Source organism: Oerskovia enterophila, assembly GCF_001692445.1.
Taxonomy (GTDB): Bacteria; Actinomycetota; Actinomycetes; order Actinomycetales; family Cellulomonadaceae; genus Oerskovia; species Oerskovia enterophila.
This window is the reverse complement of the sequence record NZ_MAQA01000017.1, coordinates 1-20,497: the sequence shown is the minus strand read 5'-3', so window position 1 is coordinate 20,497 and position 20,497 is coordinate 1. Positions and strand designations below refer to the sequence as shown.

Here is a 20,497-nt window from a genome sequence, read left to right as displayed (position 1 = left end):
GTACGCGGCCAACGCAGTCCCGGCAGGACGCGGGCGGCGCCCCGGCGTCAGCCTTCGGCGGGAGCGTCCTCGGCAGGGACCTCTTCGGCGGGAACGTCGGCGGCGGGCACGGGCGGGACGTAGGTGGCCCGCGGCGTGAGGGTCTCGACCGCGGCGCAGTCCTTGCGGCTCTCGAGCGGGACGGCACTGTCGAGACCGACGAGCTCCTCGTCGACGAGGTTGTCGAAGTTCTTGCCGAGCACCACGTCGACCGTGGTGTCTGCCCGGTCGTCGAGGACGAGCACCGGGGACGGGTAGTGGGCCGCGAGCGTGTACGCCTGCGCCACCCCGGCCAGGCCGTACGAGATCTGCGTCACGTTCTGCGTCGTGTTGGTGCCGTCCGGGTTCTCGAGGTCCCCCAGCAGGACGACCGTGAAGCCACGGTTGGCGAGGATCTCCTTGTTGGCCGCGCCGAGGCCGCCCTTCCCGGTGCCGTTGAAGACGCGGACCTGGACGTCGGTGTACGCGACGGGCAGCGTGCCCTCCGGCAGGCAGGGGGGCTTGACGTCGGCGAGCTCGTCGTCGACCTGGATGGTGGTGAAGCCCTTGTTGAAGGGGGCGTCGACCGCACCCGTGTACACGGCCAGCGCGCCGATGCCGATGATGACCAGGAAGGCGACGAGCAACCCGAAGATCACGGCCTGGCGTTCGTGCATGCGCCGTCGTCGGACGGTACGGGAGGTGTCGGGGCCGGGCTGCGTGGTCACGCCAGCAACCTACCCGACCGCAGGGGCGTTGAGCATGAGCACACGGGCGTGCAGGATCGCGCGTTGCTGCAGAGCCGCCCGGACGGCACGGTGGAGACCGTCCTCGAGGTAGAGGACACCCTGGTACTCGACGACGTGCGCGAAGAGGTCCCCGTAGAACGTCGAGTCCTCCGAGAGGAGCGTCTCCAGGTTCAAGGTGCCCTTGGTCGTGACGAGCTCGTCGAGCCGCACCTGCCGGGGTGGGACGCTCGACCAGTCCTTGGGCGTCACCAACCCGTGATCGGGGTACGGGCGCCCCTCGCCGACGGCCTTGAAGATCATGCGGGCCAGTCTAGGGCGGGGGCCGAGCGCCAGGCGCTGGATGTCCCGCGGTGGCCCACAACTCCACAGGCCCCGCACATCCGGTCCAGGCACGGGCCGGGCCTCACGTCGCGCTCACGCACCGGTCACGTCCCGGCGCCCGAACCCGACGTAGGCGACCGCGAAGAGCGCCGCGGCCACTGCCGTCAGTGCGAGCACCGGGCCGAGGGCGAACGGGTCGAGGGGGACCTGGGGCACGTGCGTGAAGGGCGACAGGTCGCGGACCCACTGCGGCAGGCCGAGGAGCTCGCCCAGCTGCCCGACGACGAGCACGAGCGTCACCACGCCCCAGCCCAGCGCGACGAGCCGCGGCCACCACCCGTAGAGGACCAGCACGAGGCCTGCGACGACGAGCGCCGCCGGGACCTGCACGAGCCCGGCTCCGACGGCGTCCGCGAACGCGCTGCCCCACCCGCCCGACACCAGCGCGTGCCCCAGGCCCATCATGAGCCCCGACCACAGCGGGACCGCGACCACCCCCGCGACCGTCATGACGACCGAGGCCGACAGGTAGCGGGGCCGCGAGACACCGGTCGCGAGCACCAGCTCGGCTCGCCCGGACGTCTCCTCGGCGTGCAGCCGTGAGACCGACGTCACCGCGAACGCCGCAGCCGCGATCCCGACGAACCCCATGATCGCGACCTGGAAGACCTGCGCGAGCGCGCCCGCCCCGCCGAGCTGCTCGATGATCTGCTGCATCTGCGGCGACGACCCGGCGATGTCGTCGACCGAGTCCAGGAGGAACCCGACCAGCAGGCAGTAGGCGCCCACGCCCAGCGCCCACGACGCGACGCCCGGGAGCTGGAGCCGGCGCGCGATCGCGAGGGGGCTCGTCAACGAGGCCGACCCGGCGGGACCGGGGCGCGGCTGCACGAGCCCCGCCCCGAGGTCGCGACCGAGCGACGTGCGCGCCGCGACCGCGACGCACACGACGAACAACGCGAGGCACAGCAGCGCGGGCCCCACGGCGTTCGCGCCGAACGGGTCGATCTCCTGGACCCAGCCGACGGGCGAGACCCAGTGCAGCCAGTCGGCGGACGGCTCGATGTCGGCGACGCCGCGCAGCGCGTACCCCGCGACGAGCAGCAGCACGCCGATCGTGTTGGCGGTCCGCGAGGACGTGGCGACCTGCGCACAGACCGCCCCGATCCCCGTCCCTGCCAGGCCGAGCGCCGCGAACTGGAGACCGAACGCGACGGACGAGGCGCCGTCGGCTCCTTGGCCCACGAACATCGCGGCCATGAGAGCGCCCGTGAGCACCGACATCCCGGCCGCGACGAGGACGCCCGTCGCGAGCGGCGCGAGCGGTCCCACCCGGGCTGCGCGCACGAGCTCGAGCCGTCCGGTCTCCTCCTCCTTGCGTGTGTGGCGCACCACGGTGAGCACCGCGAGCACGCCCAGGACGAGGATCATGAAGAGCCCCACGCGCCACGCCGTGGTCGAGGCGACCGACCCGGTGTGCTCGAGCGGGCCCAGCAGCGCGAGGAACGCACTGTTGGCACCCATGCTCGCGGCGAGGTCGTCGCGCTCGGCCTGCGTCCCGTAGACGGTCGCGACCGACGAGTACGTCACGGCGACCATGAGCAGCACGACGACGACGTACACGGGCAGGACGACCCGGTCGCGCCGCAGCGCGAGCCGCACGAGCGCGCCCGTCCCGGCGAGCGCGCGGCGCAGCGACAGGGGCGGGGCGCCCGCGCGGAGCGCGGCGGCCTCCGGGCCGGCGGGAGCGAGCGCGGTCATCGCCCGTCCTCGCCCTCGAGCAGGGCGAGCTCGTCGCCGTACTGCCGCAGGAAGAGCTCCTCGAGCGAGGGGGGCTCGATCGTCAGGCCGTGCGGCTCGAGGTCCGCCAGGGCGCGCGTGACGTGGGGGAGCGCGTCGTCGTCGACGTGGAAGGTCAGGTGCGACCCGTCGACGATCAGGTCGTGCACGCCCTCGAGCGCGGCGAGCGCGGCGGTCGAGGGTGCCTTCGGACCCACGGTCACGACGACCTTGGAGCGCGTGAGGTGCCGCAGCTCGCGCAGGGTCCCGGACTGCACGGCCCGGCCGCCACGGATGATCGTCACGGTGTCGCACAGCGCCTCGACCTCGGCCAGGATGTGGCTCGAGAGCAAGACCGACGTGCCGCGCGCGGTCGCCTCGCGCACGCAGTCCTGGAAGACGGACTCCATGATCGGGTCGAGGCCCGACGTCGGCTCGTCGAGCACGAGCAGCTCGGCGTCGGCGCTCAGCGCGGCGACGAGCGCGACCTTCTGCCGGTTGCCCTTGGAGTAGGTCCCGGTCTTCTTGGTCGGGTCGAGCTCGAACCTCTCGAGCATGCGGGCCTTGCGGCGCTCGTCGACGCCCGCGCCGCGTAGGCGCAGCAGCAGGTCGATCGTCTCGCCGCCCGAGAGCTGGGGCCACAGCGTGACGTCGCCCGGGACGTAGGCGAGACGGCGGTGGAGGGACACGGCGTCGCGGAACGGGTCGCCGCCCAGCAGGGTCGCGGTGCCCGCGTCGGGGCGCAGGAGGCCCAGCAGGACCCGGATGGTGGTGGACTTCCCGGCGCCGTTGGGTCCCAGGAAGCCTGCGACCTCTCCGGCGCGGACGGTCAGGTCCAGGCCGTCGAGGGCCCGGGTCGTGCCGAAGGACTTGTGCAGGTCGTGGATCTCGACGGCCGGTCCGCGGGTCGTGGAGGAGGCGGGGGTCGTCCGTGCGGTCGTGGTCATGGTTCCTCGTCGGGGAGGCGTGGGCTGGGGAGGGGAGAGGTGGGCCTGGCTGCCGTCGGGCGGGGGACGTCCGTGCCCGACGGCGCAGCTCGCCTCGGCGAGCGGGCGGGGGTCCGCACAGGTTCGGAGGGGCTACGAGGCCGGTGCTGCGGAGGCCTGCTCGTCGGGCGGCGGCTCGGCGTACCGGAGGTACGCGTCGAGGAGCGTGCGGTCGGTCAGGAAGCCGTGGGTGAAGAGCTCGATCGACGGCAGGCCCATGCGGTCGACGTAGCCACGGACGATCGCGCCCGTGTCGGTGGGGTCCGTCGGCGGGTGGAGCGTGAGGTCGAGGAGGATCGTGCCGAGCGACTGCGTGACGAGGTACTGCGCACGCGCGGTCTCGTCGAGCGAGGGCCTGATGGTGCCGGCGGCGACGCCGTCGGCGATGTACGCGGCGGCGTCCTCGACCATGCTCTCGACGAACGAGCGAGCGAGGTCGCCGCCCTCCTGGAGGCTGCGCAGCACGTAGCCGAGGACCGGGCCGTACTCCTCGACCGACGAGAGCTGTGCGAGGACGTCCATGGGGCTGCCTCGGGAGCCCGTCTCGTCGCCCAGGACGTTGCGCTTGTTCTCCCGGATCAGGACGAGGACGTGCTCGTCGCACGCTCGCCGCAGGCCGTCCTTCGATCCGAAGTGATGGATGACGAGGCCCGCGCTGACCCCGGCGTCGGCGGCGAGCGTGCGCAGCGGGACGCGGAAGCCCTCGCTCGCGAAGCGGGCCAGGGCCGCGTCGCGGATGCGAGCGCGAGCCGTGAGGTCCGAGGGGTCGGCCGCGGGCTCTGCCGCGTCGACCGCGGGGGTGCGTGATGGTGCTGAACGCATGTTCAACACGCTAAACACTTGTTCAGCCCGGCACAAGAGGGACAGGCGTCAAGGAGTCGTCAAGGTCGACAGGGATGCGGGTCCGCCGCAGGGATGACGACCGAGCCCTTGCGTGAGCGGTACGAATCAGGGACGGACCAGGGGAGTCCCCGATGTGCGCGCGACGAGGCCCGGCGTACCGTCGAAACATGAGCCACATCCTCGCCAGACCGCGCCGCGGCGCCGTGATCGCCGGCGTCTGCGCGGGCCTCGCCCGCCGCTTCGACATCAGCCCGACGCTGGTCCGCGTGCTCGCGGTCGCGTCCTGCATCCTGCCGGGACCGCAGATCCTCCTGTACATCGTGCTGTGGATCGTCCTTCCCAGGGACCCGGAGTGAACCGACCCTGACGAGAAGAGGTCCGTCGTGACCTCGCTCTGAGGGTTTTGTCCAGTGCCGCAGCATCGTGGCACCATCCGAGGGTGCGCTCCCACCCGACTCGAACCGCCCTGCTGCCCCTTGCCCTCGGCCTCGTCGTCGCGGCGCTCGCGGGATGCGCCTCGTCGGCGTCGCCCGTCGCCACCGCGGACGTGACCCCGGCGGCTCCGGCCGCGGGCCCCGCTCCGACGTTCGACAGCGCGACGACCGAGGGAGCGCTGCTGCTGACCGCGGCATCGGAGCTCGACGAGGCGATCCTGCCCGCGGGCTTCCGCTACGTCGAGACCGTCGACATCGACCTCTCGGGGTCCACGAGCTCGATCTACGTCCAGGGTCAGCCCGAGGAGCAGGGTCCCGGTCTGTACGTCTACGCGGTCCCCGAAGGGGTCGACGTCGAGTACCTCGGCGACGACTGGGCACCCGAGCCGGTCCCCGAGCTCTCGGTCGACCTGGCCGTGACCGTGGTGTCCGACCCGGAGGGGGAGGAACGGTCGGTCGTGTCGATCGAGGCGCCCCCTGCCGGGACGGTGCGGCTCATCGGTGACGGTGTGGCCCGTGACGAGCTGATCGGGATGGCGGGGCGGCTGCTCGACAGCCTCGGCGACGAGGGCTGACGACTCGCCCGCACCCCGGGCGCGGCGGTGACGCAGCGACGCCCTCTAGAAGATCCAGCCGACGACCGTCACCGCGCCGATGATCACGAGTGCGACGAGGGCGACGCCCATGACCAGGCAGCCGACGGCGAAGAGGTCCCGCCACCAGGGGTCACCCGCCTCGCGACCGCGATCCGACCAGTCGAGCGTCCTGCCGGCCTTGGCCTCGGCGCGGCCACGGACGTCGAGGAGCCGCTGCCGTGCCACCTCGGTGGTGGCGGCCTCCTCGGAGGAGCGCCAGCGCAGCGCGCGCATGATCCGGACCGGGTCGTTGCCACAGGCGCGCTCGAACGCGGCCACCTCGCCCTCGTCGCGATGCTCGCTCAGGTACGACCACCGTCCGGCCTCGACGGGGTCGCCGTCCAGGCGGCAGACGTCGGCGAGGCGTTCCCGCGCGTCGAGCCGGTGCGGCAGGCTCCGGACCAGGCTGCTCAGCCTCGTGCGCGCCATCGTGACGTCGCCGACGCGCAGGTCCTCCTCGACCCGTGCCAGGGTCCGCTCCACGGTCATGGGGTGACTCTAGGGCCCGGCTTCCCGTGCCCCGTCCACCGGACGTGCACGACGAAGGGCCCGCAGCGCACGCTGCGGGCCCTTCGGTCTGCGGAGGATGGGGGATTCGAACCCCCGAGGGCTTTTAACCCAACACGCTTTCCAAGCGTGCGCCATAGGCCACTAGGCGAATCCTCCGTGCTGCAGCGTCGACCCACGCGGGGCGTCAGGCAGCGTGTCGAGAATACCGGACGGACGCCCAGCGACCGAATCGGGCCGCTGACCCCCGGGCTGGCGCGGTTCTGGGGCCTCGTGGCAGGTGGCGAGGAGGGATGTGCCGGGGGCCGGTTTCTGACGACCGCCCGTCCTGGGCTAGGCTGGGTCCAGACCCCTCGTGCGGCACTATCTCACTGAACTCCCCCAGGGCCGGAAGGCAGCAAGGGCAGGTGGGCTCTGGTGGGTGCACGGGGGGTCCTTGCATGTCCGGACACCGCCGCAGCCTGTTCTGGACCTCGGCTTCGAGCCGTGCCCGACGACGGCGCTCGCCTCGGACGGCCAGGTGTGGCCTGCGCCACACCCCATGGGTGGAAGAGCCGCAAAATAGTACAAACCACCGTCAGTGGACCAGGATGCGGACGAATTTCCGTCCAGCATCTGGAATATCGACCGATGCAGTGGTTTTGGGACGCCGAGCGTGCGCATCATGGAGCCATGACCCGCCCCACGAGCACCGAGCTCACGACGCACCGCGCAGCCCTCTGCTGCCGAATGTCGTGTCGCTCCGTCCTGCGTGGCGCCGGTCGAATGTGCTGTCAGCTCTGACCTGACCCCAGCACCGCACCACCCGCCACGAGTGCAGCCCGGAGACGACCGGAGCCCGCGCCGGAGCGCCCCGCTCATCCCTTCCTGACCACCGACCACCGGTGACGTGTCCTCGCGACCCGTGACCCGCCGTCGGGCAGGAGGACGTTCCACCCGTCACCCCCGTCACCACCACGACGCCCCCCACGGACGCCCCGCGACAACCGCCGGCGCCCGTCACCGGAAGGACAGACCATGCTCCGCAAGAACCTCACCCTCGCTGCGATCGCGGCCACCGCAGCCCTCACGCTCGGAGCGTGCGCCACGACCCCCACCGACAGCGGTGCCTCGGCGAGCAGCGCCGACGACGTCGTCAAGATCGGCGTGGTCGGCGCAGCCGACGACAAGTGGGCCGTGTTCGAGAAGGTCGCCAAGGAAGAGGGCCTGAACATCGAGATCGTCGACTTCGGCGACTACCAGCAGGCCAACCCGGCGCTCGCGCAGGACCAGATCGACCTCAACCAGTTCCAGCACCTGCAGTTCCTCGCGGGCTACAACGTCGAGGCCGGTGACGACCTCCAGCCGATCGGCGCCACCGCGGTCTACCCGCTCGCGCTCTACTCGTCCAAGCGCACGGCGCTCGAGGACATCCCCGCGGGCGGCGAGATCGCGGTCCCCAACGACGCGACCAACCTCGCCCGCGCGCTCCTGGTCCTCCAGGAGGCCAAGCTCATCGAGCTCAAGGACGGCGGCAGCTCGCTGTCGACCGAGGCCGACGTGCTCCCGTCCTCCAAGGTCAAGGTCACCCCGGTCGACGCCGCGCAGACCGCGATCTCGCTCCAGTCCGTCGACGGCGCGATCATCAACAACGACTTCCTCGAGGACGCCGGCCTCAAGCCCGAGGACGCCCTGTTCCAGGACGACCCCGACTCGTCGGCCTCCGAGCCCTACATCAACGTGTGGGTCGCCCGTGCCGCGGACAAGGACGACGAGACGCTCCTGAAGATCGCCGCCCTCTCGCAGAACGAAGAGGTCATCGCCGCAGAGAAGAAGGCCTCGGGCGGCACCGCGGTCATCAAGGACAACTCGCCCGCCGACCTCCAGGAGATCCTCGCGGGGATCGAGGAGAACTACCGCGCCCAGGGCTGAGCCCTCGGCGTGAGCCACCGGTGCCCGACGGCGTCACTCACCTGACGTCGTCGGGCACCGGCGTGCTCCCGCCCGCCCCGGGCGATGCACGCGCTGCTCTCGCCCGCGGGCCCCGGAGCCTGTTGGATGAGAGCTGTCCGCACGCGCCGGCCGCACGGCCACCAGGCCGCAGCCCCTCCGCACCCCGTCGGCCCACGGCTCTCACGAGGAGCCCCGGTCGCCCCACCCCCGCACGAGAGGTTCCTCCGTGAGCACCACCTCGGACACGATGGTCCGTTTCCGCGACGTGACGAAGGTCTTCGGGACCGGTCCGTCCGCCGTGGCGGCCGTCGACGGCGTCACCCTGGACATCGAGGCGGGTGAGATCTTCGGCGTCATCGGCTACTCGGGCGCGGGCAAGAGCACGCTCGTCCGGCTCATCAACGCGCTCGAGCCCGTCACGTCGGGCAGCGTCGTCGTGGACGGGGACGAGGTGAGCGCGCTCTCCGAGCGCGAGCTGCGTCCCGTGCGCGCGAGCATCGGCATGATCTTCCAGCAGTTCAACCTCTTGTCCTCACGGACCGTCGCCGGGAACGTGGCCTACGCGCTCAAGGTCGCGGGCTGGGACAAGCCCCGGCGCGAGGCCCGCGTCGCCGAGCTCCTCGAGTTCGTAGGGCTCTCCGACAAGGCCAAGGCCTACCCGTCGCAGCTCTCGGGCGGCCAGAAGCAGCGCGTCGGGATCGCCCGCGCGCTCGCCACGTCGCCCAAGCTCCTGCTCGCGGACGAGGCGACGAGCGCCCTGGACCCCGAGACGACGCGCGACGTGCTCGCGCTGCTGCGCCGCGTCAACGCCGAGCTCGGCGTGACGATCGTGGTCATCACGCACGAGATGGACGTCGTGCGCTCGACGTGCCACCGCGTCGCGGTCATGGAGCACGGCAAGGTCGTCGAGGTCGGCGAGGTCTACGACGTGTTCTCCTCGCCGCGGGCCACCGCGACCAAGAAGTTCGTCGGGACGGCGCTGCGCGACCGCCCCGGCCCCGAGGCGCTCGAGCGCCTGCGTCGCCGGCACCCCGGGCGTCTCGTGACCGTCGGGGTCCACGAGGACGGGACGTCTGGCGCGAGCCTGACGCGGCTCCTGCGAGAGCACGGGCTCGACGGCTCCGTGGTGTTCGGCGGGATCTCCGAGATCGGGGAGCGGCCCTTCGGCTCGCTCACGCTCGAGCTCGCGGGGGACGACGCCACGATCGCGGCCTTCCTCACCGAGCTCGCGGCGACCACCGACGTCGTGGACCTCGGGACCGCCGCGGACCCGCGCGACGACCCGCGCGTCGTGGCCGGGGCGAGCGACGAGTCGGGCGAGGCCGACGACGTGACCGGGGCTCCGCCGTCGGGCCGTGCCGACGAACCCGACCCGCGCGACGCGTGGCAGAGCGAGAGGTGGCCCGGGACGGGCAGCACCGGGATCTCAGGGCTCGGCCGCCCCGGCACCCAGGGAACCCAGCCCGGTGACTTCGGCAACGAGCCCGGCACGTTCGGAGGCGAGCGATGAACCGCGACTGGTCCACCCTGTGGCCGATCCTGCTGTCCTCCCTGGGCGAGACGCTCTACATGGTCTCGATCGCGCTCCTCGCGGGCGGGATCGGCGGCCTGGTCCTGGGGCTCGCGCTCTACTGCACGCGCAAGGGCAACCTGCTGGCGAACAGCGTGGTGTTCAACGTCCTCAACGTGCTCGTCAACATCGTCCGACCCATCCCGTTCATCATCTTCCTGACGATGATCTACCCCGTGACGCTCGCGGTCGTCGGGACGACCATCGGCACCGAGGCGTTCATCCTGCCGCTGTCCGTCATGACGGCGTTCGGGACCTCGCGCATCGTCGAGCAGAACCTCGTGAGCATCGACCCGGGCGTGGTCGAGGCCGCGCGCGCCATGGGCGCCTCGCCGTGGCGGATCATCCGGACGGTCCTCATCCCCGAGGCCCTCGCTCCGCTCATCCTGGGCTACACGTTCATCTTCGTGGCCGTGATCGACATGTCGGCGATGGCCGGCTACATCGGCGGCGGCGGCCTGGGCGACTTCGCGATCCGGTACGGCTACCAGCGCTACAACTGGGCCGTGACGGCCGTGACGGTCGTCGTCATCATCGTGATCGTGCAGGTCGTGCAGTTCTTCGGCAACTGGCTCGCGCGCAAGGTGCTGCGGCGCTGAGGCACTGCCGTCGACGGGCCGGCTCTCCGTCGACGGACCGACGGCGGGGCCCCGGGCAGCACACCTGGGGACCCGCTGTGCGGGCTGTCAGCCACGCCGTCTAGAGTTGCCGGGGTGAGCACCGCCCTGTACCGCCGCTACCGGCCAGAGACCTTCGCCGAGGTCATCGGGCAGGACCACGTCACCGGACCCCTGCGGCAGGCACTGCGCAGCGGACGCGTGAACCACGCCTACCTCTTCTCGGGCCCTCGTGGCTGCGGCAAGACGACCTCGGCGCGCATCCTCGCCCGCACCCTGAACTGTGCGCGCAACACCGAGGAGACGCCCATCGACACCCCCTGCGGGGAGTGCTCGTCGTGCATCGAGCTCGCGCGCGGAGGGTCGGGCAGCCTCGACGTCATCGAGATCGACGCGGCCTCGCACAACGGTGTCGACGACGCACGAGAGCTCCGCGAGCGCGCCACCTTCGCGCCCGCTCGGGACCGGTACAAGATCTTCATCCTCGACGAGGCCCACATGGTCACGCCGCAGGGCTTCAACGCGCTCCTCAAGCTGGTCGAGGAGCCTCCGCCCCACGTGAAGTTCATCTTCGCGACCACCGAGCCGGACAAGGTCATCGGGACCATCCGGTCGCGCACGCACCACTACCCGTTCCGGCTGGTCCCGCCGGACGTCCTGGGTCCGTACCTCGAGCAGCTCTGTGCCGCGGAGGGCGTGACGATCGGCACGGGCGTCGTGCCCCTCGTGGTCCGCTCGGGCGGCGGCTCGGTGCGTGACTCGCTGTCCGTCATGGACCAGCTCATCGCGGGCGCGGAGGCCGGGAACGTCGACTACGAGCGTGCCGTGGACCTCCTGGGCTTCACGCACGCCTCGCTGCTCGACGACGTGGTGGAGGCCCTCGCGGCCCGCGACGGCGCGAGCATCTTCCGGGTCGTCGAGCAGATCATCACCACGGGGCACGAGCCGCGCCGCTTCGTCGAGGACCTGCTCGAGCGCCTGCGCGACCTGATCGTCATCTCGGTCTCGGGCGGTGCCGCGGACGCGGTGCTGCGCGACGTCCCCTCGGACCAGCTCGAGCGCATGAAGGCCCAGGCGCAGCACCTCGGTGCGGCCGAGCTCTCGCGGGCGGCGGACCTGGTCAACGCAGCGCTCACCGAGATGAGCGGCGCCACGTCCCCGCGCCTGCACCTCGAGCTCCTGTGCGCGCGCCTCCTGCTCCCCGGGGTGGACGACGGCGCAGCGGGGCTCGCAGCCCGCATCGACCGGTTGGAGCGGGGCGGGCTGGGTACCGCCGGCCTGGCCCCGGTCGCGTCCGCGCCGAGGTCCGGCGGCCCCGAGGGACTCGTCGCCGCAGCGCCGCGAGGCCCGCGGGTCGAGGAGGACGCCCCCGTCGCCCCCGTCAACGGGTTGAGCGGTGCCGCGGCCGCGCGAGCCGCGCTCCAGGCGCGCAAGAGCGGGGAGGTGGCCGCGGCGGCTGGTGCGCCTGCTGCTGCTGCGCCGGTCGCTCCTGCCGCGCCTGCTGTGGTGGCGCCGGCCGCTGTCTCTGGTGCTGCGCCGGTCGCTCCTGCGGTCGCGGTGCCGGCCGAGGCCGCCCCCCAGGTCGAGGAACCTGTCGGCGCGAGCGAGGCGGTGGCCCCGGCGACCGACGACCGACCGGTCGTGGTGCCCGTCGGCGACGCCCACGCGGAGCCGGCGGCGTCGGTGCGAGTCGCTGCGGAGGGTCCTGCGGACGACGTGTCCCCGGTCGCCGAGCACGCTCCCCGCGTCGCCGAGCCCGCCGGTGATGCGACGCCCGCCGCTCCGCTCGATGCCGTCGAGGAAGGGACGGAGCAGGGCGTGCCTCGCGCAGCCGCTCCTCTCGCCCCGGTCGCCGAGCCCGTCTCGCCCGCCGTGGACGCCCCTGCCCAGCCCGAGGTCACGGCACCTTCGGCCGGTGCCGGTGCCGGTGCCGGTGCCGGTGCCGGTGCCGGTGCCGGACAGGCTTCGAGCGACGGCGACGCGCTCAGCACCGACGCGTTGCGACGTCGCTGGCCCGAGGTCCTCCAGACCCTCAGCTCGAGCCGCGTCACCTGGTCCCTCGTGAGCGCCAACGCGCAGGTCGGCGAGCTCACCTCGGACACGCTGTACCTCGCGTTCCAGACGCCAGCCCTCGCGCGGACCTTCTCCACCTCCCGGCACACGGGCGCGGTCCAGGAGGCCGTCTACCAGACGCTCGGGTTCCAGGTCCGGGTCGAGGCCCGCCTCGACGAGGGCGGAGCTTCGGTGCCCAGCGGTTCGGCGCCCGCCGCGCCGCCCCCGGCTCCACGCCACGACGACCCGTCCGTCGCAGGGCCGTCGGCCCCGGCCGACGTGTCCGGGCACGAGGCCCCCGGCGGGCAGGGCTCGTCGGGCTCGGGCGGCCACGCGCCCTCCGGGTCGTCGTCCCCGGCTCCGGCGACTGATCGCCTAGGCATCGTCGCAGCGCCGACAGCCACGAGTGCCACTGCTGCTCCGCAGCACCCGGGCGAGGCCGCCCCGCAGCACGAGCAGCGGAGCAGCGTCGCGGTCCAGGAACGCCCGGCTCCGGCCACCGTGCCCGCTGCCCCCGTCGCGCCCCCGGCTCCGCGCCACGACGAGCCGCCGGTCGTCAACGCGGCCGACGAGGCCTGGCTCGCGGGAGCCTCCATGACCGAGCCGCCGGCAGACTTCGACGAGGGCCCGGAACCGCCGCCCGCGGACGTGAGGCGAGCTGCGCCGTCGGGCAACCGGCAGACGCTGCGCGCGCCCGCCGCGCCCAGCGCCCCGACCCCCGCACCCGCGGGACCGCCGCCCGGCGTGCGGGAGTCCCGCCGCCAGACGCTCGAACGCCAGGCCGCCGAGCAGAAGGCGCGGCAGTCCTCCGCCCGCGTCGCGATCTCGATCGAGGACGACTCGCCCTCGGACGACGACCCGGACCTGGCGTCGTCGGGCCTGGTCGGTGCCCCGCTCGTGGCGCAGCTCCTGGGCGGCGTCGTGATCGACGAGACCATCGACACCGGGCTCTGACCGTGAGTCCGCGCGGCGAGCTCCACCACGTCGAGCTCTGGGTCAAGGACCTCGACACCGCGGAGAGCTCGTGGGCGTGGCTGCTCGACGAGCTCGGGTACACGCGGTTCCAGATGTGGGCCACGGGGCAGAGCTGGCTGCGCGGGGCGACGTACATCGTCCTCGAGGCGAGCCCCGCGGTCCGTGGCAAGGATCACGACCGCATGCGCCCCGGGGTCAACCACCTGGCGTTCACGGGTGGTCGGCGCAGCGAGGTCGACGACCTCGTGGCCCGTGCCGCCGAGCACGGGTGGAGCCTCATGTTCGCCGACGCCCACCCGTACGCGGGCGGGCCCGACCACTACGCGGCCTACCTCGAGAACGAGGACGGCTTCGAGGTGGAGATCGTCGCGGACGAGGACTGATCGGACCTTCGTAGGCGAGACCAGGGCACTCTCCCTGCGCGGACCCGACCGTGGGCGGCGACCCGTAGGCTGGGGACGTGTATGAAGGCGCGGTCCAGGACCTGATCGACGAGCTCGGCCGACTCCCCGGGGTCGGTCCCAAGAGTGCCCAACGCATCGCGTTCCACCTCCTCGCGGCAGACGCCGCGGACGTGCGCCGGCTCGCCGACGCGCTGACCGAGGTCAAGCTGCGCGTGCGCTTCTGCGAGGTCTGCGGCAACGTCGCGGAGGGCGAACGGTGCCGCATCTGCCTCGACCCCCGACGCTCGGCCGCGGTCATCTGCGTCGTGGAGGAGCCCAAGGACGTGGTCGCGATCGAGCGCACGCGCGAGTTCCGGGGCAAGTACCACGTGCTCGGCGGGGCCATCAACCCCATGGACAACGTGGGCCCTGACGACCTGCGCATCCGCGAGCTGCTCACACGCCTGGCCGACGGCGAGGTGCAGGAGGTCATCCTCGCGACCGACCCCAACGTCGAGGGCGAGGCCACGGCCACCTACCTGACACGCATGCTGTCCCCGATGGGGCTGCGGGTCACCCGCCTCGCGTCCGGCCTGCCCGTGGGTGGAGACTTGGAGTACGCGGACGAGGTCACGCTGGGGCGGGCCTTCGAGGGACGGAGAGTCGTCAGTGGTTGAGATCAGCGAGGCCCTGGGGTCCGACCTCCGGTCGGTCGCAGCCTCCGTGTCCGCGCAGGCCCGCACGTTCCTCACCACCACGGCAGAGGTCGCCTCGGGTGCCGCTCCCGAGGCCGCGATCCCCCTCCTGCTGCTCGCCACGTCGGACATGCTGGCAGCCGGTGCGCGGCTCGGCGCCATGATGGACGTCGTCCCGGACCAGCGGTTCGAGCCCGACGCTGGACCCGAGACCGACCTCGACCCGCTGCGCGAGGCCCTCGCTCAGCTCCTCGACGGGCTCGACGAGTACCCGGAGATCGTCGACCCCGTGCTGGGTGCCGTCGTCGGCCAGGCGTTCGTGTCCGGAGACATCGCGTGCATCGCCGAGGCGCTCGCCAAGGGGCTCCAGCACTACGACTCGGGCCAGGAGCTCGAGGCACTGTGGTGGTGGCAGTTCTCCTACCTGTCCCTGTGGGGAGAACGCGCCGCGAGCGCGCTGCGCGTCCTGCAGATGGTGCTCGCGCACCTGCGCCTCGACGTCGAGGACGACGTCGCGGCCGAGGCGGAGTACGACGCGCTGCAGTCCTGACGTCCGCCTCGCCCGGGGCGTCGGCGCTTCGGTGACCCCTCCGCCGTCGTGCAAGACTTCCGTGTGACCTGGGACCTCGCCGCGACGCCTCCTCTCGTGGCGCACGCGCCTCTCGCCGCGGGCGAGGGGATCGTGCTGCCGGGCTCTGGCGGGCTCGAGCTCGACCTCCTGACGATCGCCCTCCTGGTCCTCGCGGGCCTGACCGCGGGCTGGATCGACGCGGTCGTGGGCGGGGGAGGGCTCGTCCAGCTCCCCGCGCTGCTGCTCGTGCCGGGCATCAGCCCGGTCCAGGCCCTCGCGACGAACAAGCTCGCGAGCATCATGGGCACCTCCGTGAGCGCGACGACGTACTACCGGCGGGTGGGTCCCGACCTGCGGACCGCGGGCCCCATGGCGATCGCGGCCCTGTTCGGGGCGATCGGCGGCGCGGCGCTCGCGTCGAAGATCCCCGCCGAGCTGTTCAAGCCGATCATCCTCGTGGTCCTGATCGCGGTGGCGGTCTACACGATCGCCAAGCCCAGGCTCGGGCACACGACGAACCTGCGCTGGGAGGGCAACGGGCACCGGTGGGCCGCGGCCGGGATCGGGCTCGTGATCGGGTTCTACGACGGGCTGCTCGGGCCCGGGACGGGGACGTTCTTCGTCATCTCGCTCGTCAGCATCCTGGGGTACGCGTTCCTGCCGGCCTCCGCGCTCGCGAAGATCGCCAACTTCGCGACCAACGCGGGCGCGCTCATCTTCTTCGTCCCGTACGGCGCGGTGCTGTGGGGGCTGGGGCTCGCGATCGGGGCCGCGAACCTGCTGGGCGCGTACATCGGGGCGCGCATGGCCGTGGCCAAGGGCAGCGGGTTCGTGCGGGTCGTGTTCGTGGTCGTGGTGGGGGCGCTCATCTGCAAGCTCGGGTACGACGTCGTCACGAGCCTCGGGGGGTGACCTCGCCCGACGCCGGGTCGGGCCGGGTGCTTGCCGGCGGCTGCCGAGAACGAGGTTGCGTTCGTTCTCAGGCTCAGAACGACCGCAACCTCGTGTTCGGCACCCGGTAGCCTGCATCCCCGCAGGTCAGCGACCGGCACCGGCCCGGACCGTTCGCATCCTGAGCCCCCTCCCGCCGTCCACGGGCGCCGGGCTATCATCGACCGACTCGTAAAACACCCGGCGGGCCGTTGAGAGAGACGGAGGCCGGCGACGTAACGGAGCAGGCTAGTGGCACTTGTCGTGCAGAAATATGGTGGTTCGTCGGTAGCTGATGCGGAGAGCATCAAGCGGGTGGCGAAGCGCATCGCAGAGACCAAGCGGGCCGGACATGACGTGGTCGTCGTGGTCTCGGCCATGGGTGACACGACGGACGAGCTCATCGATCTCGCCCAGCAGGTCACCCCCCTTCCCCCCCAGCGCGAGATGGACATCCTGCTCACGGCAGGCGAGCGCATCTCGATGTCGTTGCTGGCGATGGCGATCAACAACCTCGGCGTCAAGGCCAAGTCGTTCACGGGCCAGCAGGCCGGCGTGATCACGGACGCCGTGCACGGCAAGGCGCACATCGTCGACGTCGTGCCGCACCGCATCCGCGAGACGGTCGAGAAGGGCTCGGTCGCGATCGTCGCCGGGTTCCAGGGCGTCACGCAGAGCACCAACGACGTGACGACCCTCGGTCGCGGCGGCTCGGACACCACGGCGGTCGCGCTCGCGGCCGGCCTGGGCGCCGACGTGTGCGAGATCTACACCGACGTCGACGGCGTGTTCACCGCGGACCCGCGCATCGTGCCGACGGCCCGCAAGATCGACCGCATCTCCTACGAGGAGATGCTCGACATGGCGGCGAGCGGGGCCAAGGTCCTGGTGCTGCGCTGCGTCGAGTACGCGCGCCGCTACGACGTGCCCATCCACGTCCGTTCGTCGTTCTCGACGAAGCCGGGGACCATCGTGTCGAACGACGCGCGCCCCGTGCCCAACGTCCCCCAGCAGGCTCCCGGCCACCCGGCCGACAACGAGGCAGAGGTCATCATGGAAGATCCGATCATCTCCGGCGTCGCGCACGACCGCAGCGAGGCCAAGATCACCGTCGTGGGCGTCCCGGACGTCCCGGGCACGGCCGCCCGCATCTTCGAGGTCGTGGCCGGTGCCGGCGCGAACATCGACATGATCGTCCAGAACGTCTCGGTCGCGGCCACGGGCCTGACCGACATCTCGTTCACCCTGCCCATGGACGACGGCGCGCTCGCGACCACGGCCCTGGACGCCGTGCGCGAGGAGATCGGGTTCGCGTCGCTCCAGTACGACGACCAGATCGGCAAGGTCTCGCTCATCGGCGCGGGCATGAAGTCGAGCCCAGGCGTCTCGGCGCGACTGTTCGGTGCGCTGCGTGACGCGGGCATCAACATCGAGATGATCACGACGTCCGAGATCCGTATCTCGGTCGTCACGCGGGCCGACAGCCTCGACGACGCGGTGCGGGCCATCCACACCGCGTTCGAGCTGGACGGCGAGAGCGAAGCAGTCGTCTACGCCGGCACCGGCCGTTGAGCGAGGAGACCACCATGAGCAACCAGAACTCTGCAGGCCTCGTCGTCGGCGTCGTCGGGGCGACCGGTCAGGTGGGCGCCGTCATGCGCCGCCTGCTCGAGGAGCGCGACTTCCCCGTCGCGCAGATCCGCTACTTCGCCTCGGCGCGCTCCGCGGGCAGCACCCTGCCCTGGAAGGGTGAGGACGTCGTCGTCGAGGACGCGGCCACGGCCGACGTCTCGGGCCTCGACATCGCCCTGTTCTCCGCGGGCGGCGCGACGTCCAAGGCGCAGGCCGAGCGCTATGCCGCGGCGGGCGTCGTCGTGATCGACAACTCCTCGGCGTGGCGCATGGACCCGGACGTCCCGCTCGTCGTGTCCGAGGTCAACCCGGAAGCGATCCACGAGGCGCGCAAGGGCATCATCGCGAACCCGAACTGCACCACGATGGCCGCGATGCCGGTCCTCAAGCCGCTCGCGGACGAGGCCGGTCTCGAGCGCCTGATCGTGGCGACGTACCAGGCGGTCTCGGGCGCGGGGCTGGCCGGTGCGGCCGAGCTGCGCGACCAGGCGGTCGCCGGGGCCGAGCAGGACCTCACGGGTCTGGTGCACTCGGGCAGCGCGGTCTCGTTCCCCGCGCCGGACAAGTTCCCGCGCAACATCGCGTTCAACGTGGTGCCGCTCGCCGGGTCGATCGTCGACGACGGCGAGGAGGAGACCGACGAGGAGAAGAAGCTCCGCAACGAGTCGCGCAAGATCCTGGGTCTTCCCGACCTCCTGGTCGCGGGCACGTGCGTGCGCGTCCCGGTCTTCACGGGCCACTCGCTCGCGATCCACGCCGAGTTCGGCCAGGCCATCACTCCGGACCGTGCGCGCGAGCTGCTCGCGGCGGCCCCGGGCGTCGAGCTCTCGGACGTCCCGAACCCGCTCGAGGCCGCTGGCGCGGACCCGTCGTTCGTGGGCCGCATCCGCACCGACCAGAGCGTGCCGGGAGGACGCGGCCTGGTGCTGTTCGTCTCGAACGACAACCTTCGCAAGGGTGCCGCGCTCAACGCGGTGCAGGTCGCGGAGCTGGTCGCGGCAGACCTCACGAGCAAGGCCGCTGCCTCGGCCTGACTCGTGCTGCCGGGACGGGCGGGAGGCCGAGGTCTCCCGCCCGTCCCGCTGGTCCGGCGACGGGCCAGGCACCGCGGTGCCCGACGGCGCCCCTCACCTTCCGGTGGGCGGGCGCCGTCGGGCTGTGCGCACCCAGGCGCGGTCGCCCCGTCCTCGCGCACGGGATCCGTTGCGCGCGACGAACCGCCGCCCGCCGGACAGACTCGGGGAAGACCCGCGCCTCCCGTGCGGCGGGCGCGACGCGGAGGTGTCCCGTGACCAACCCCCAGCTCCCGGCCCCCGTCCCTGCGCCGGACCCCGAGCCGCAGCCCGTGCTGTACCAGCCCACGACGTCCGCAGAGTTCCTCGTCGTGCGCTCCACGGGGACTCCCGAGGCGGACGCGACGCTGCTCGGCGTGGCCTCGGACGTCAACGGGCTGGTGCGCTCGGTGGGCTTCCGGCAGGGCCGGGCCGAGCTGTCGTGCGTGGTGGGCCTGGGCTCGGACTTCTGGGACCGCGTCCGGCCCACGGGGGCGGCGCGCCCCGCGCACCTGCACCCGTTCACGGCCCTGGCCGGTGCCCGGCACACGGCCCCGTCGACCCCGGGGGACGTGCTCTTCCACCTCCGCGCGGACCGGGCCGACCTCACGTTCGAGCTCGCCCGCCAGATCATGCGCGCGCTGGGCGACGCCGTGGTCGTCGAGGACTCGACCACGGGTTTCCGGTACTTCGACTCGCGCGACCTCCTGGGCTTCGTCGACGGGACCGAGAACCCGACGGGCCGGGCCGCGCCCGAGGCCGCGCTGGTCGTGGACGAGCCGGACTTCGTGGGTGGGAGCTACGTCGTCGTGCAGAAGTACGTGCACGACCTCGACACCTGGAACGGGCTGAGCACCGAGGAGCAGGAGAAGGCGATCGGGCGCACCAAGCTCGACGACATCGAGCTCGACGACGACGTCAAGCCCAGCAGCTCGCACGTCGCGCTCAACGTGATCGAGGACGAGGACGGCGAGGAGCTTGCGATCCTGCGCGACAACATGCCGTTCGGCGATGCGGGGTCGGGCGTGTTCGGGACGTACTACATCGCGTACGCGAAGGACCCCGCGGTGACCGAGCTCATGCTGCACCGCATGTTCATCGGCGAGCCCGAGGGCAACACCGACCGGATCCTCGAGGTGTCGACCGCGCTGACGGGATCGTTGTTCTTCGTGCCGTCGCTCGACCTGCTCGAGAGCCTCGCGGACGAGGAGGTCCAGCAGCAGCCGGAGAGCGGTGCGGTGGCCGTCGAGTCGTGAGCGCTCGACCGAGCGACGCCGAGAAGTGAGCTGTGGCCCCTGATCCCACCGGATCAGGGGCCACAGCTCACTTCTCGGCAGCGTTGCCCCTTGCGGACACCAAGGGTTCTATGGTTCATTACTCATGTAACGAACCATAGAACGTGCGATCGGCGAGAGGATGGGCCCCATGTTCGACGGACCTGAACCCATCTACCTGCAGATCGCCCAGCAGATCCGCGCCCAGATCCTGAGCGGAGACCTCGCCGAGGAGGAGCAGGTCATGTCGACCACCCAGTACGCGACGACCTTCCGCATCAACCCCGCGACCGCCGCCAAGGCGTTCGCCGGGCTGGTCGACGAGGGAGTGCTCTACAAGCGGCGCGGCGTCGGCATGTTCGTCGCCTCGGGAGCCCGCGAGAAGCTGCTCGCCGAGCATCGCGACCGCTACTTCGCCGAGGTCCTGCGCCCCGCTCTGGTCCAGGCCGACCTGCTGGGCATCACGCCCGCCGAGATCGTGGACCACGTCCTCGGCCGCGGTCCCCAGGACCGCCCCACCCTGACGGGAGAGACCCCATGAC

Annotated in this window: 20 protein-coding genes, 1 tRNA gene and 1 other RNA gene; 15 read left to right on the top strand and 7 right to left on the bottom strand. The window is 72.0% G+C overall.

What is annotated here, in order from left to right; translation table 11 throughout:
- Window positions 1-47 precede the first annotated feature (47 nt).
- The 5 genes from OERS_RS08680 to OERS_RS08660 form a co-directional block, all read right to left on the bottom strand.
- Entirely contained in the window at window positions 48-746 is a 699-nt protein-coding gene (locus tag OERS_RS08680; protein WP_139107759.1) for a LytR C-terminal domain-containing protein, read from the bottom strand.
- A gap of 9 nt (window positions 747-755) precedes the next feature.
- Window positions 756-1,067 carry a type II toxin-antitoxin system VapB family antitoxin gene (locus OERS_RS08675; RefSeq protein ID WP_056645031.1) on the bottom strand — a complete coding sequence of 104 codons (312 nt, stop codon included), beginning with the start codon at window positions 1,065-1,067 and terminating at the stop codon, window positions 756-758.
- A gap of 114 nt (window positions 1,068-1,181) precedes the next feature.
- Window positions 1,182-2,849: an ABC transporter permease gene (locus tag OERS_RS08670; RefSeq protein WP_083201327.1), complete on the bottom strand. Its 1,668-nt coding sequence runs from the start codon at window positions 2,847-2,849 to the stop codon at window positions 1,182-1,184.
- A complete protein-coding gene (locus OERS_RS08665; RefSeq protein ID WP_068625467.1) occupies window positions 2,846-3,814 on the bottom strand; it encodes an ABC transporter ATP-binding protein in 969 nt (322 codons plus the stop codon). Before OERS_RS08665 ends, OERS_RS08670 begins: the two co-directional genes overlap by 4 nt.
- Before the next feature lie 132 nt (window positions 3,815-3,946).
- On the bottom strand, window positions 3,947-4,675 hold the full coding sequence (locus OERS_RS08660) for a TetR/AcrR family transcriptional regulator (protein WP_068625466.1): 729 nt from the start codon (window positions 4,673-4,675) through the stop codon (window positions 3,947-3,949).
- Window positions 4,676-4,863: 188 nt separating this feature from the next.
- Here OERS_RS08660 and OERS_RS08655 point away from each other — a divergent pair, with 188 nt between their 5' ends.
- Both OERS_RS08655 and OERS_RS08650 read left to right on the top strand, forming a co-directional pair.
- Window positions 4,864-5,052: a PspC domain-containing protein gene (locus OERS_RS08655; RefSeq protein WP_056645039.1), complete on the top strand. Its 189-nt coding sequence runs from the start codon at window positions 4,864-4,866 to the stop codon at window positions 5,050-5,052.
- Window positions 5,053-5,135: 83 nt separating this feature from the next.
- The gene (locus OERS_RS08650) at window positions 5,136-5,705 is read left to right on the top strand and encodes a hypothetical protein (RefSeq protein WP_068625465.1); all 570 of its coding nucleotides are present in this window, start codon (window positions 5,136-5,138) and stop codon (window positions 5,703-5,705) included.
- A 45-nt stretch (window positions 5,706-5,750) separates the two neighbouring features.
- On the opposite strand, the gene OERS_RS08645 is transcribed toward OERS_RS08650, so the two are convergent.
- Both OERS_RS08645 and OERS_RS08640 read right to left on the bottom strand, forming a co-directional pair.
- On the bottom strand, window positions 5,751-6,254 hold the full coding sequence (locus tag OERS_RS08645) for a DUF6584 family protein (protein WP_068625464.1): 504 nt from the start codon (window positions 6,252-6,254) through the stop codon (window positions 5,751-5,753).
- 91 nt (window positions 6,255-6,345) lie between these two features.
- Window positions 6,346-6,431, bottom strand: a tRNA-Ser gene (locus tag OERS_RS08640).
- A 185-nt stretch (window positions 6,432-6,616) separates the two neighbouring features.
- On the opposite strand from OERS_RS08640, the gene ffs reads away from it, so the two are divergent.
- The 13 genes from ffs (at window position 6,617) to OERS_RS08575 (ending at window position 20,496) form a co-directional block, all read left to right on the top strand.
- Window positions 6,617-6,713: signal recognition particle sRNA small type (ffs, locus tag OERS_RS08635), an RNA gene on the top strand.
- A gap of 576 nt (window positions 6,714-7,289) precedes the next feature.
- Complete coding sequence (locus OERS_RS08630; RefSeq protein ID WP_068625463.1) at window positions 7,290-8,183, top strand: MetQ/NlpA family ABC transporter substrate-binding protein; 894 nt, start codon at window positions 7,290-7,292, stop codon at window positions 8,181-8,183.
- A 247-nt stretch (window positions 8,184-8,430) separates the two neighbouring features.
- Entirely contained in the window at window positions 8,431-9,714 is a 1,284-nt protein-coding gene (locus tag OERS_RS08625; RefSeq protein WP_409365921.1) for a methionine ABC transporter ATP-binding protein, read from the top strand.
- Entirely contained in the window at window positions 9,711-10,373 is a 663-nt protein-coding gene (locus OERS_RS08620; protein WP_056645046.1) for a methionine ABC transporter permease, read from the top strand. The genes OERS_RS08625 and OERS_RS08620 overlap by 4 nt, the downstream gene beginning before the upstream one ends.
- A gap of 114 nt (window positions 10,374-10,487) precedes the next feature.
- A complete protein-coding gene (locus tag OERS_RS08615) occupies window positions 10,488-13,397 on the top strand; it encodes a DNA polymerase III subunit gamma and tau (RefSeq protein ID WP_068625462.1) in 2,910 nt (969 codons plus the stop codon).
- Between the two features lie 2 nt (window positions 13,398-13,399).
- The gene (locus OERS_RS08610; RefSeq protein WP_211268454.1) at window positions 13,400-13,801 is read left to right on the top strand and encodes a VOC family protein; all 402 of its coding nucleotides are present in this window, start codon (window positions 13,400-13,402) and stop codon (window positions 13,799-13,801) included.
- 77 nt (window positions 13,802-13,878) lie between these two features.
- Window positions 13,879-14,478, top strand: a complete 600-nt coding sequence (recR, locus tag OERS_RS08605) for a recombination mediator RecR (RefSeq protein WP_056645051.1) — start codon at window positions 13,879-13,881, stop codon at window positions 14,476-14,478.
- Complete coding sequence (locus tag OERS_RS08600) at window positions 14,471-15,046, top strand: DUF5063 domain-containing protein (protein WP_068625460.1); 576 nt, start codon at window positions 14,471-14,473, stop codon at window positions 15,044-15,046. Before recR ends, OERS_RS08600 begins: the two co-directional genes overlap by 8 nt.
- Before the next feature lie 135 nt (window positions 15,047-15,181).
- Window positions 15,182-15,979 carry a TSUP family transporter gene (locus OERS_RS08595; RefSeq protein ID WP_068625501.1) on the top strand — a complete coding sequence of 266 codons (798 nt, stop codon included), beginning with the start codon at window positions 15,182-15,184 and terminating at the stop codon, window positions 15,977-15,979.
- A 270-nt stretch (window positions 15,980-16,249) separates the two neighbouring features.
- Window positions 16,250-17,569, top strand: coding sequence for an aspartate kinase (locus OERS_RS08590; protein ID WP_056645058.1), 1,320 nt, complete (start codon window positions 16,250-16,252; stop codon window positions 17,567-17,569).
- A gap of 14 nt (window positions 17,570-17,583) precedes the next feature.
- Entirely contained in the window at window positions 17,584-18,663 is a 1,080-nt protein-coding gene (locus OERS_RS08585; protein ID WP_068625459.1) for an aspartate-semialdehyde dehydrogenase, read from the top strand.
- Between the two features lie 254 nt (window positions 18,664-18,917).
- Complete coding sequence (locus tag OERS_RS08580; protein ID WP_083201326.1) at window positions 18,918-19,937, top strand: Dyp-type peroxidase; 1,020 nt, start codon at window positions 18,918-18,920, stop codon at window positions 19,935-19,937.
- 169 nt (window positions 19,938-20,106) lie between these two features.
- Entirely contained in the window at window positions 20,107-20,496 is a 390-nt protein-coding gene (locus OERS_RS08575) for a GntR family transcriptional regulator (RefSeq protein WP_068625458.1), read from the top strand.
- The last annotated feature ends 1 nt before the right edge of the window (window position 20,497 follow it).